Annotated in this window: 11 protein-coding genes; 3 read left to right on the top strand and 8 right to left on the bottom strand. The window is 70.1% G+C overall.

Features of this window, described 5'->3' with window-relative positions; all coding sequences use genetic code 11:
- Positions 1-196 precede the first annotated feature (196 nt).
- The gene (locus AP234_RS28795; protein WP_055482886.1) at positions 197-850 is read left to right on the top strand and encodes an FHA domain-containing protein; all 654 of its coding nucleotides are present in this window, start codon (positions 197-199) and stop codon (positions 848-850) included.
- A 36-nt stretch (positions 851-886) separates the two neighbouring features.
- Here the strand turns inward: AP234_RS28795 and AP234_RS28790 are convergent, their stop codons facing one another.
- The 4 genes from AP234_RS28790 to purN form a co-directional block, all read right to left on the bottom strand.
- The gene (locus tag AP234_RS28790; RefSeq protein WP_055482885.1) at positions 887-1,732 is read right to left on the bottom strand and encodes a bifunctional methylenetetrahydrofolate dehydrogenase/methenyltetrahydrofolate cyclohydrolase; all 846 of its coding nucleotides are present in this window, start codon (positions 1,730-1,732) and stop codon (positions 887-889) included.
- Between the two features lie 56 nt (positions 1,733-1,788).
- Positions 1,789-1,956, bottom strand: a complete 168-nt coding sequence (locus AP234_RS37700) for a hypothetical protein (RefSeq protein ID WP_162842221.1) — start codon at positions 1,954-1,956, stop codon at positions 1,789-1,791.
- A 142-nt stretch (positions 1,957-2,098) separates the two neighbouring features.
- On the bottom strand, positions 2,099-3,646 hold the full coding sequence (gene purH, locus AP234_RS28785) for a bifunctional phosphoribosylaminoimidazolecarboxamide formyltransferase/IMP cyclohydrolase (protein WP_152990664.1): 1,548 nt from the start codon (positions 3,644-3,646) through the stop codon (positions 2,099-2,101).
- On the bottom strand, positions 3,643-4,326 hold the full coding sequence (gene purN, locus AP234_RS28780) for a phosphoribosylglycinamide formyltransferase (RefSeq protein ID WP_055482903.1): 684 nt from the start codon (positions 4,324-4,326) through the stop codon (positions 3,643-3,645). The genes purH and purN overlap by 4 nt, the downstream gene beginning before the upstream one ends.
- Positions 4,327-4,516: 190 nt before the next feature.
- Here purN and AP234_RS28775 point away from each other — a divergent pair, with 190 nt between their 5' ends.
- Entirely contained in the window at positions 4,517-4,921 is a 405-nt protein-coding gene (locus tag AP234_RS28775) for a hypothetical protein (protein ID WP_063843120.1), read from the top strand.
- Between the two features lie 256 nt (positions 4,922-5,177).
- Here the strand turns inward: AP234_RS28775 and AP234_RS28770 are convergent, their stop codons facing one another.
- The 4 genes from AP234_RS28770 to AP234_RS28755 all read right to left on the bottom strand — a co-directional run bounded on the left by AP234_RS28770 (position 5,178) and on the right by AP234_RS28755 (position 9,784).
- Positions 5,178-6,911: a cell division protein PerM gene (locus AP234_RS28770; RefSeq protein WP_055482882.1), complete on the bottom strand. Its 1,734-nt coding sequence runs from the start codon at positions 6,909-6,911 to the stop codon at positions 5,178-5,180.
- A gap of 88 nt (positions 6,912-6,999) precedes the next feature.
- Positions 7,000-7,875, bottom strand: coding sequence for a succinate--CoA ligase subunit alpha (sucD, locus tag AP234_RS28765; protein WP_055482881.1), 876 nt, complete (start codon positions 7,873-7,875; stop codon positions 7,000-7,002).
- Positions 7,875-9,056, bottom strand: coding sequence for an ADP-forming succinate--CoA ligase subunit beta (gene sucC, locus AP234_RS28760; protein WP_055482880.1), 1,182 nt, complete (start codon positions 9,054-9,056; stop codon positions 7,875-7,877). Before sucC ends, sucD begins: the two co-directional genes overlap by 1 nt.
- A gap of 326 nt (positions 9,057-9,382) precedes the next feature.
- Positions 9,383-9,784: a cobalamin B12-binding domain-containing protein gene (locus tag AP234_RS28755; protein WP_055482879.1), complete on the bottom strand. Its 402-nt coding sequence runs from the start codon at positions 9,782-9,784 to the stop codon at positions 9,383-9,385.
- Positions 9,785-10,289: 505 nt separating this feature from the next.
- Here AP234_RS28755 and AP234_RS28750 point away from each other — a divergent pair.
- The gene (locus AP234_RS28750; protein ID WP_160330505.1) at positions 10,290-11,135 is read left to right on the top strand and encodes a hypothetical protein; all 846 of its coding nucleotides are present in this window, start codon (positions 10,290-10,292) and stop codon (positions 11,133-11,135) included.
- Positions 11,136-11,178 lie beyond the last annotated feature (43 nt).

Raw genomic sequence — 11,178 nt, 5'->3', positions numbered from 1 at the left:
TGGGCTTGTCCGCCATGGGATTTCCTCCGCTTATCTTCTCCCGAAGTCTACCCGTGAGCAGACAAATCGCCCATGACTGGTCCAGACCAGCGACAAGAATGATTCTGCTCCTCGTAAAGGAGATTCCCCACCGCCACGGGTGGGTAAGCCGGACGTGTAGCGAAAGTAACGGCGGGCTACCTGGGGAGGAACTGCCGTGGAGGGGCCGTTCATTCGGATCGAGGACAGCGGCGAGATCATACCGCTGCGCCCCGACATCACCACGGTCGGTCGTGGGCGAGGCGTGGACATCCGGCTGACCGATCCGAGCGTGTCGCGGCTGCACGCCGAATTCGTCCGTCGCGGACCCTATCTGTACGTCGTGGATCTGGGTCTGTCCCGCAACGGCACCCGTGTGAACGGCAGGCCGATCGCCCGGAGGGTGCTCGACGACGGCGACGTCGTCTCGTTCGGGGCCGCCCGCGCCCGCGTCGGCGGGATTCCCAGAGAGGACCTCGCCCCCGAGGTCGAGCTGCGGCGGGCCGCCGCACCCGAGCTGACCCGCCGCGAGGTCGACGTGCTCACGTCGCTGTGCCGGCCCGCCCTGTCGGACGAGGCCTTCGTGGCCCCGGCGACGGCCAGGGAGATCGCCGACGACCTGGTCGTGACGGAGGCGGCCGTCAAGCAGCACCTGCTGCGGCTTTACCAGAAGTTCCGCATCCCGGAGGGGAGCAACCGGCGGACCCGGCTGGCCAACGAGGTCGTGGCCCTGGGCCTGGTGCGGCCCACCCCCGTCGTGCCGCCACAGCGGGCCACCGGGCCGGTCGACCCGGAGCACCAGCGAGCCGCCGCCGGCCGACGCGCCAGCTGACTGGAACGTGCCCTGAGCGCACCCGTGATCTCGGGGTCAGCCGCGCTCGGCGGCCTCGACCACGTTGGCGAGCAGCATCGCCCGGGTCATCGGTCCGACCCCGCCCGGGTTCGGAGCGACGAATCCCGCCACATCGGCCACGTCCGGCGCCACGTCGCCGGCGAGCTTCCCGTCGACCCGGGAGACGCCCACGTCGAGCACGGCCGCGCCCGGCTTGACCATCTCCGCGGTCACCAGGCCGGGCACACCGGCGGCCGCCACGACGATGTCGGCCTTCCTGACGTGGTCCGCCAGGTCACGGGTCCCGGTGTGGCAGAGGGTCACCGTCGCGTTCTCGGTACGCCGGGTGAGCAGCAGCCCGAGCGGACGGCCCACCGTGATCCCCCGGCCGATCACCGCGACCTCGGCCCCCTTGATCGGCACGCCGTACTCCTGCAGGAGCGCCACGATGCCGCGCGGCGTACACGGCAGCGGCGCGTCGACCATGTGCACGAGGCGGCCGAGGTTGACCGGGTGCAGGCCGTCGGCATCCTTGCCGGGGTCCATCCGCTCGATGAGCGCCTGCGTGTCCAGTTGCCGGGGCAGCGGGAGTTGGATGATGTAACCGGTGCAGGCCGGGTCGGCGTTGAGCTCGTCGACGGCGGCCATCACGTCCGCCTGGCTCGCGTCGGCCGGCAGGTCCTTACGGATGGAGGCGATGCCGACCTCGGCGCAGTCACGGTGCTTGCCCGCCACATATATCTGACTGCCCGGATCCTCGCCCACCAGGATCGTGCCGAGGCCCGGGACGATGCCCCTGGCCGCCAGCGCCTTGACCCGATCCGCGAGATCGGCCTTGATCTTGGCCGCCGTCGCCTTGCCGTCCAGAATCCGCGCGCTCATGCCGCCATCCTCCCACGGCCCTCGTTCCGCCTCGCATCCATCTGTGTCAGCCTCAGTCAGCGCTGTTCACGCCTCTCGATGATGCGGCGGGTGAAGGGGATGAACTCCACGACCCGCCAGCCGAAGTAGCCGGCGGCGATGGCGACGAAGATCAGGACGATCGGGCTGCTCCCCAGCTCGTTCATCAGGATCAGAGAGTTCGCCACGACGTCGAGCAGAGGCATGAGGACTCCAGGGCAGAGGAAGGGGCAGGAAAACCGCGCCCAAGAGTATCCGACCCCTTGACCCGTTTATCCCTTTTTCCCCAAAAACTGCCCACGGTTCGGTACGGCGAGAGCCGTACCGAACCGAACCGAGCCGAGCCGGTCAGTGGAAGAAGTGGCGGGTGCCGGTGAAGTAGAGCGTGATGCCCGCCTCGGCGGCGGCCGCGACGACCTCCTCGTCCCGGATCGAGCCGCCGGGCTCGACGATCGCCTTCACCCCGGCCTCGGCCAGCACCTGGAGACCGTCGGGGAAGGGGAAGTAGGCGTCGGAGGCCCCGACGGAGCCCGCAGCGCGCTCTCCCGCGCGCGCCACCGCGAGACGCGCCGAGTCGACCCGGTTGACCTGGCCCATGCCGACGCCCACGGTGGCGCCGCCCGACGCCAGCAGGATGGCGTTCGACTTCACGGAACGGCAGGCCCGCCACGCGAACGCCAGGTCGGCCAGCACCTCGGGCGAGGCCGCCTCGCCCGTCTTGAGCTCCCAGGTGGCCGGGTCGTCGCCCGGCGCGTCCACCCGGTCGGCCGTCTGCACGAGCAGCCCGCCGTCGATCCGGCGGAACTCCGACGGGTTGTCCGGGCCGGTCGGGCAGGCGAGCAGCCGGATGTTCTTCTTCCCGCGCAGCACCTCGAGCGCGTCGGCCGCGAACGACGGCGCGACGACCACCTCCGTGAAGATCTGCGCGATCTGCTCGGCGAGCTCGCGGGTGACCTCGCGGTTGACCGCGATCACGCCGCCGTACGCCGACACGGGGTCGCACTCGTGGGCCTTGCGGTGGGCCTCGGCCACGTCGGCGCCCACCGCGATGCCGCAGGGGTTGGCATGCTTGATGATCGCCACGCACGGGCGGTCGAAGTCCCACGCCGCGCGCCACGCCGCGTCGGCGTCCACGTAGTTGTTGTAGGACATCTCCTTGCCGTGCAGCTGTTCGGCGTTGGCCAGGCCGTCCTGCTGTCCGGAGTAAAGCGCGGCGCCCTGGTGGGGGTTCTCGCCGTAGCGCAGGACCGCCCGGCGCCGCCAGGCCGCGCCCATGAACGCCGGCCACTCCCCGACGCCGTCGGGGGCGTACACGCCGGCGAACCACGACGCCACCGCGACGTCGTAGGCGGCCGTGTGCGCGTAGGCCGTCGCGGCCAGCCGCCGCCGCTCGGTCAGCGTGAACCCGCCCTCGGCCACCGCCGCGAGCGCCTCGCCGTACGCCGAGGGATCCACGACGACGGCGACCGTGCCGTGGTTCTTCGCCGCCGCGCGGATCATCGCCGGGCCGCCGATGTCGATCTGCTCGACGCACTCCGCGTCGGACGCGCCCGAGGCGACCGTCTCCGCGAACGGATAGAGGTTGATCACCGCGAGCTGGAACGGCTCGATCTCCAGCTCCTCCAGCTGCTTGACGTGCGAGGCCTTCGCCCCGTCGGCGAGCAGACCGGCGTGCACCCGGGGATGCAGGGTCTTGACCCGCCCGTCCAGGCACTCGGGGAAGCCGGTGAGCGACTCCACCTTGGTCACCGGGACGCCGAAGGACGCGATCGCGGCGGCGGTGCCACCGGTCGAGACGATCTCTACGCCCGCGGCGTCGAGCCCCCGGGCCAGTTCCTCCAGCCCTGTCTTGTCGTATACCGCGATCAGCGCGCGCCTAATGGCGATGCGGGTCACCTCGTCGTCCCTCCTGGTTCCTGACATTGCTGGAAGCTCTCCTCCGGGCCCGTACGGCCCGCGCCGCCTGACTCGTCCGTACGGCCGATGCGCACGGTGCGGCCGGTCACGGCCCAGCCCTCCCGGGCCATCCGGCCCACGACCTCGACGAGCAGCCCGCGCTCGACGGTCTTGATCCGCTCGTGCAGGGTCTGTTCGTCGTCACCCTCCCGTACGGCCACCGCCTCCTGGGCGATCACCGGGCCGGTGTCCACGCCCGCGTCGACGAGGTGGACCGTACAGCCGGTGAGCCGGACGCCGTAGGCGAGGGCGTCGCGGACCGCGTGCGCGCCCGGAAACGCGGGCAGCAGCGCGGGATGGGTGTTGACCACGGGAAACGCCGCCAGCACGCGCGGGCCGAGGATCTTCATGAACCCGGCCGAGACCACCAGATCCGGCCTGTGCTCGGCGATGCGGGCGGCGAGGGCGGCGTCCCATTCATCGCGGTTCGCGTAGTCGCTCACCTGCTCCACGAAGGTCTGCACACCCGCGCGTTCGGCCCGGGCCAGGCCTTCGATGCCGTGGCGGTCCGCGCCGACGGCGACCACACGCGCGCCGAACGCGGCACTGGCCGTGGCATCCAGCAGGGCTTGTAGATTGGTCCCCGAACCGGAGACGAGGACCACGAGCCGGAAGGACAGGGCGGAACTCCTTCGTGAGCAGGCTTCGTTTTGCAGGTGACCATCGTGAGATGGTTCCTTGGAAGACGATCGGTGAGACCGTCCCCGCGCGGCGAACGGGATGGCCCCGGCACGAAAAGCGTATCGGGCGCCGACCACCACGATCCACGACGGTCCACCCCCAGACGACGCGAGGCGAGGCGAGGAGAACGTGACAGCACCCCTCCAGATGTCGGCCCCCGAGACGGGCGGCCGAAGGGCGCTCGCGCTGGCGATCATGGCGCTGGTGTTCACGGTGATGCTGCCCGCCGCCGGGCTAGCGCTGTCGATCTTCGGCGTCATACTGGCCATCCGCGACCTGCGCGCGCTTCAGGCGGCGAAGCAGCGGATCGGGATGGCGACCGGCGCCATCGTGATCTCGTCCATCGCATTCATGCTGGGCCTGATGATGACCGTGTTCCAGTTCTACTTCTCCGCCGAGCTCGCCGCCTACACCGAGTGCCGCAAGGGCGCGGGAACGGTCGAGGCCCAGCAGCACTGCTCCGACCAGCTCATGCGGTCGCTGGAAAAGAAGCTCGGCGTCACCCTCCCGGCCGACTTCCCCGCCCCCGCCTGAACGAGTCCCGTGGCCTGGTCGGCGGTCATCCGCCCAGGCCACGCAGCAGTACGGCCAGCCCCTCGTAGAACTCCCGCTCGACATCGACGTTCCGTGCCGCGCGGTCTCGGCCAGGTGGGGCGGTCGATCTCCCGTTCGCCGTCGTCGCCGGCCGTCGACGAGCTGCTGGAACTGGCCGCTCGCAGGCGAGAGCACGCACCGACCGTCGTCTCAGGGGAACCCGATGGATTTCCACACGGTGTCCACGGGGGAGGGGTCAGTCGCGGTCCCAGGCGTAGGGATCCATGTAGATCACGTGGCCGCCGCGGTCGTCGGACTCGTCGACGATGCCCTTCCTGTCGTGCTCGCGGTCGTCCTCGCGATCTGCTCGGGGGTCGTCCTTGCGACCATCCCTACGGCCATCTCTGCGGTCGTCCCTCCTGTCGTCCTTCCTGTCGTTCTTCCTTCCGTCCTTGCGGCCGTCCCTCTGGCTGTCCTTCCGGCCGTCCTTCCGGTTGTCCCTCCGGCGGCCGAACGTCGCCGCCGCTGCGGCCGCGTGCTCGTCGGGCCAGTCATCCTTGATCACGGGGATCGGCTGGGTGTCCGCCTCGGTGGCGTCCAGCCAGTGACCCGGAAGAACCCGGGCGCCGCGGTCGTGCGGCCGGACGCGGCGGGCCGCCTTGGTGATCACCGCCCCGGCCTTCCGTACCGGCTCCGGCGCGGCGACCGGACGGCGCGAGATCAGCCACCAGTTGGCGAGCCCGGCCGAGATGCCCGCGGCGACGCCGACCTCCAGCGTGACCGACAGCGCCACCTCCCAGGGGGAGGGACCGACGGCCGACAGCCGCCCCCCGCCCAGCGGGCCGCCCGACAGCGCCGCGAGCACCCCCGCCATCGCGCCGGTCGACAGACCGCAGACGAAACCCCACAGCGGCGCGGCCTCGATCATCGGTGTCGGCGCGACACGGGCCATCACGACGCCCGCGACCGCACCCGCCGCGAACGGCACCGCGATCACGGCCATCACCCAGGCGGGAGCCGTACCCGGCGTGGGCAGCGCCCCGAGCAGCGGCAGCGTGGGGACGACGCTCAGCTTCACCCCGGTCGGTGCGATCAGTGTCCCGGTGCCGATGGCGAAACCCGGCCCGGCGATGTACGCCAGACCCCAGATCACGGCGTTGAACAGGTAGAGGCCCTCGAGAAGAAGCAGCAGCAGGCCGCCGACGAACCCCGGACTGAGCATTTCGGAGCGGGCGTGGATCTCCCCGAAGTTCATCACGATCGCCACGACCACCAGCACGGCGGCGGCGGCGAGCTGCAACGTCAGCGCGACGGCCGTACCGGCCACGAGCGAGCGTGGCCGCTCGGGCAGCAGGCGCAGCATCGACCGCCACGGGCCGATCGTGCGCGCGGTGGCCACCGATCCGGTGAGGAACGCCAGCGCGAAGTGGCTGACGAGTGCCTCCCCCAGGAACGGCTGGGTCACCTCGTTGCGCGCGACCAGGGCGATGACGCCCGCCAGCAGGGCGTACGGCGCGGCCAGCGAGATGCCGGCCTGCGCGACGAGCACGAGCTGCGCGCGCCTGCGGGCGTTCTCGACATCGCGGGGCGTGCCCTTGGGCAGCCGGGCGGGCATGCGCAGCCGCAGGTCGGCGTCCCGGGCCATCCACAGACCGGCGCGGTAGAGCAGCGCGCCGGGCAGGATCATCAGTCCGAGCGGCAGCAGGCCGATCCGGCCGCCGGGAATGGCGAACCCCGCGTGGTGGGCGGCGAGCCAGAGCTGGCAGGCCGCACGGAACACCCCGGGCAGTCCCTCGCCGAAGGCGCCGCGCGGTGCGGCCATCCAGCCGATGAGCGTGAGCGTGGTCAGTACGGCAAGGCCGACGCCGAGCGTCCAGACGGCGGCGAGCATACCGGAGACCGGCAGCGGGCGACGGGTCTCCTCATCGTCCCCGAGGCGGTTGAGGACGGCGCGGGGGGCGGTCCGAAGCTGGTCGAAAAGGGCCGTCACGCTACCCCATGATCCCAGCAGAACCCCGCGAATCCGCGGAGCCACGCCGCCCGGCTGTCCCCGACACCGTCGCTCTCCGCCGACCGGCTCAGCTCGACCGCATGACCTCGCGCATGAGGCGGGCGGTCTCGCTGGGAGTCCGGCCGACACGGACGCCGACCTTCTCCAGCGCCTCCTTCTTGGCCTGGGCCGTACCACTGGAGCCCGAGACGATCGCGCCCGCGTGCCCCATGGTCTTGCCCTCCGGGGCGGTGAACCCGGCGACGTAGGCCACGACCGGCTTGGTCACGTGCTCCTCGATGTAGGCGGCGGCCCGCTCCTCGGCGTCGCCGCCGATCTCGCCGATCATCACGATCGCGTCGGTGTTCGGGTCGTCCTGGAACGCCTGGAGGGCGTCGATGTGCGTGGTGCCGATGACGGGGTCGCCGCCGATGCCGACGCAGGTGGAGAAGCCGATGTCCCGCAGCTCGTACATGAGCTGGTAGGTCAGCGTGCCGGACTTCGAGACCAGGCCGACGCGACCGGGCGTGGTGATGTCGGCCGGGATGATGCCCGCGTTGGACGCGCCGGGCGAGGCGATGCCGGGGCAGTTGGGCCCGATGATGCGGGTCTTGCCGCCCTTGGCGACCGCGTACGCCCAGAACTCGGTCGTGTCGTGGACCGGCACGCCCTCGGTGATGACCACGCAGAGCGGAATCTCGGCGTCGATGGCCTCCTTGACGGCGGCCTTGGTGGCGGCCGGCGGCACGAAGACGACGGACACGTCGGCGCCGGTCTGCTCCACGGCCTCCTTGACCGTGCCGAAGACGGGCAGGCCCTCGTGCACGATGCCGGCCTTGCGGGCGTTCACGCCTCCGACGACCCTGGCGCCGGCGGCGAGCATGCGGCGGGTGTGCTTGGTGCCCTCCGAGCCGGTCATGCCCTGAACGATGATCTTGCTGTTCTCCGTGAGCCAGATGGCCATTACGCACCTACCGTGGCAAGCTCGGCGGCACGCTTGGCCGCTTCGTCCATCGTGTCGACCAGCTCGACGCGCGGGAGCGCGGCGTCGGCCAGGATCTGCCGCCCGAGTTCGGCGTTGTTTCCGTCCAGCCGGACGACCAGCGGGTGCGTCACCGCCTCGCCTCGGCTCTCGAGCAGGTTGAAGGCCGCGACGATGCCGTTGGCGACCGCGTCGCAGGCGGTGATGCCGCCGAAGACGTTGACGAAGACCGACTTCACCGACGGGTCGGACAGGATGATCTCCAGGCCGTTCGCCATGACCTCGGCCGAGGCGCCGCCGCCGATGTCGAGGAAGTTGGCCGGCCTCGGCCGGCCGGGGAACGCCTCACCCGCGTAGGCGACCACGTCGAGCGTGGACATGACCAGGCCGGCGCCGTTGCCGATGATGCCGACCGTGCCGTCGAGCTTGACGTAGTTGAGGTGCTTCTCCTTGGCCCGCGCCTCGAGCGGGTCCTCGGCCGCCTTGTCGACGTACTGCACGTGCTCGGGCTGGCGGAAGCTCGCGTTGTCGTCGAGGGTGACCTTGCCGTCGAGGGCCTTCACCTGGCCGTCGGCCGCGAGGATCATCGGGTTGACCTCGACGAGCGAGGCGTCCTCGTCGAGGAACACGGCCCAGAGTTTCTCGATGAGGTCGGCTGCGCCGTCCAGCGCCTTCTCGGGCAGGCCGCCGGCCTGGGCGATCTCCCGGGCCGTGGCCCGGTCGACGCCGGTGAGCGGGCTGACCGGCACCTTGGCGACCTTCTCCGGCGCGGTGTGCGCCACCTCTTCGATGTCCATTCCGCCGGACGCCGAGCAGATGGCGAGGAACGTGCGGTTGGCCCGGTCGAGAAGGAAGGAAAAGTAGTATTCCTCCGCGATCTGGCTGGCCTCCTCGACCAGAACCTTGTGGACCGTGTGGCCCTTGATGTCCATGCCGAGGATCTGAGTCGCCTTCGCATGCGCGTCGGCCGCGTCGTCGGCCACCTTCACACCGCCGGCCTTACCGCGTCCACCGGTCTTGACCTGCGCCTTGACCACAACGCGGCCGGTCAGCTGCTCAGCGGCCGCACGCGCCTCCGCCGCGGTCTGCGCGACGATTCCGCGCGGCACCGGGATGCCGTATTCCGCGAAGAGTTCCTTCGCTTGATGTTCGAACAGGTCCACGAGGGTCCGTCCCCTTTGACGTCGATGGCCGGGCACCGTCGTTCCGCCCGGCATTTTCCGCCCATGAAGCCTAGCCTCCGTCCGGCGGTGGCTTCGTCATCGGGTCCATGCGAAACCGCGCCGTTGATCTGCACAATGTTGGGACATGTCCGATGATGCTGGCACTAGTGCCCCTCCCGCCAACCTTTGCCCCGTCGCGTCGCCCAGGGCAGCACCTCGCCGCGTTGTCGTCGTCGCTCTTAGCTCCGCTACTCAGCTCCTCCTCCGCCTTGCGATGCACCGCCCTGGACACCGCGCCGTCCGGGCAAACCTTGGCAGTCGCGGCACTAGACGGTCGCGGGCACTGCGGCGCGGACCCACTCGACGATCTCCCGCGTCGAGGCGCCGGGTGTGAAGATCCTGGCCACCCCCAAACGTCGCAGTTCGGGGATGTCGGCCTCCGGAATGATCCCGCCGCCGAACACCACGATGTCGCCGGCATCCTGCTCGCGGAGGATCTCGAGCACCCGGGCGAAGAGCGTCATGTGGGCCCCGGACAGAATCGACAGCCCGATGGCCGCCGCGTCCTCCTGGATCGCGGTCCGCACGATCTGCTCGGGCGTCTGGTGCAGCCCGGTGTAGACGACCTCCATGCCCGCGTCGCGCAGCGCCCTCGCCACGATCTTCACGCCGCGATCGTGCCCGTCCAGTCCGGGCTTGGCGACGACGACCCGGATTCTGCCCGCCATGGGGACCCCTCCCCCGCCTCGTCCATCCTCCGCTGCCCGCAGGCTGATTCCCGCCCGCGCCCCCTTCACGCCCCCCCGCGGCACCGTCACGTCCCGCGGATCGGCGACGTGCGCGCCACCTCCTCCTCGACCCGTCGGCCGGACCCGCCACCCCTCCGGCGACATATTCCGTACGGCCCGCGCGAACAGAGCGTCCTCTCCAACCGGCCGGTACGGCGCGCGGCGACCGCGCATCCTCCACCCGTCGGGTGGACGAACACCCGGCGGCGGTCACGCGTCGCTCAAAATTTCCTTTCAAGCAAAAATATTCGTGCGCGAAATGATAACCAAAAGGCATCAGATAATCCACGGTAAATCCACAGCAAATCCCAACCTTTGTGACTTTACTGTGATCATTACCCGCCAGAATGTCCCGGTCACCCCCGATAGATGGGGTGTATTACGGGAGGAATGACTCATGAGGCGATTAATCGCCACTTTGGCATGTACGGCTACCGTCGGCGTGGTGACTCCCGCGCTGGCCGCGCCCGCATATGCGCAAGCTCCCGCCGCCAAGCCGGTCACCGCGCTGAAGAAGCAGTTCGTCACCGGCCGCGGCGTGCATTTCACGTCGGTCAGCAAAATCGATGTGGGCGGCCTGACCTCGGTCAAGCTGCGGAGCAAGGGCACCGTCGGATTCGGCCGCACCGGTGTCACCGCGTCCGACATCACCCTCAAGGCCGACTGGGGCGATCTCTTCGGCGACGAGGAGGAGATGGAGGGCCTGAACAAGCCGATCCACACGATCACGGTCAACAAGACGACCTACTCGTCCGGCCACCTGTTCGACTCCCTCCTGCCCGAGGGGAAGACCTGGCTGCGCTCACCGGGCGGCGACCCGGCCCGTGAGCTCTCCGGCAGCTTCCTCATCAACCCCCTCGACCCGAACACGCTCCAGACGGTCCTCTCGACCACGAAGGCGAGGGGCAGGGGCGGCGTCATCGGCGGCGCCAAGACCACGCTCTACCGTGGCACGATCACGGTGAAGCAGCTCCTGTCGGCATCGCCGGCGACGAGAAAGCAGCTGAACGGCATGAGCGCCAAGGAGAAGGCGTCGCGGATCAGCTGGAAGGTCTGGCTGGGCACGGACAACCTCGTCCGCCGCGTCACCACCTCGACCCGCGAGACGGTGAAGATCAAGAAGACGAGCATCCAGATGGCGCTCACCAGCGACGCCAGGTTCACCGGCTGGGGCAAGAAGATCAAGGTCACCCCGCCGCCGGCAGACCAGGTGGCCGACCTTTCCGACATCGACGGCGAGGTCCCGCAGACGCCGCAGCTCCTCGACCTGAACCGGGGACTCGGCCGCTGAGAGGCAGAGAGCGATCCGGTCTCAACGCGTCCGGCGGACGGCC

It is taken from the genome of Sphaerimonospora mesophila (genome assembly GCF_001417795.1).
GTDB classification, from domain to species: domain Bacteria; phylum Actinomycetota; class Actinomycetes; order Streptosporangiales; family Streptosporangiaceae; genus Sphaerimonospora; species Sphaerimonospora mesophila.
This window is presented reverse-complemented; position numbering and strand designations above follow the sequence as displayed.

Bases quoted from the DNA above. Each gene is read 5' to 3' on its own strand.
- AP234_RS28790 (WP_055482885.1), bottom strand. From the start codon at position 1,732: ATGAGCGCGCGGATTCTGGACGGCAAGGCGACGGCGGCCAAGATCAAG.
- AP234_RS37700 (WP_162842221.1), bottom strand. From the start codon at position 1,956: ATGCCTCTGCTCGACGTCGTGGCGAACTCTCTGATCCTGATGAACGAG.
- sucD (WP_055482881.1), bottom strand. From the start codon at position 7,875: ATGGCCATCTGGCTCACGGAGAACAGCAAGATCATCGTTCAGGGCATG.
- AP234_RS28755 (WP_055482879.1), bottom strand. From the start codon at position 9,784: ATGGCGGGCAGAATCCGGGTCGTCGTCGCCAAGCCCGGACTGGACGGG.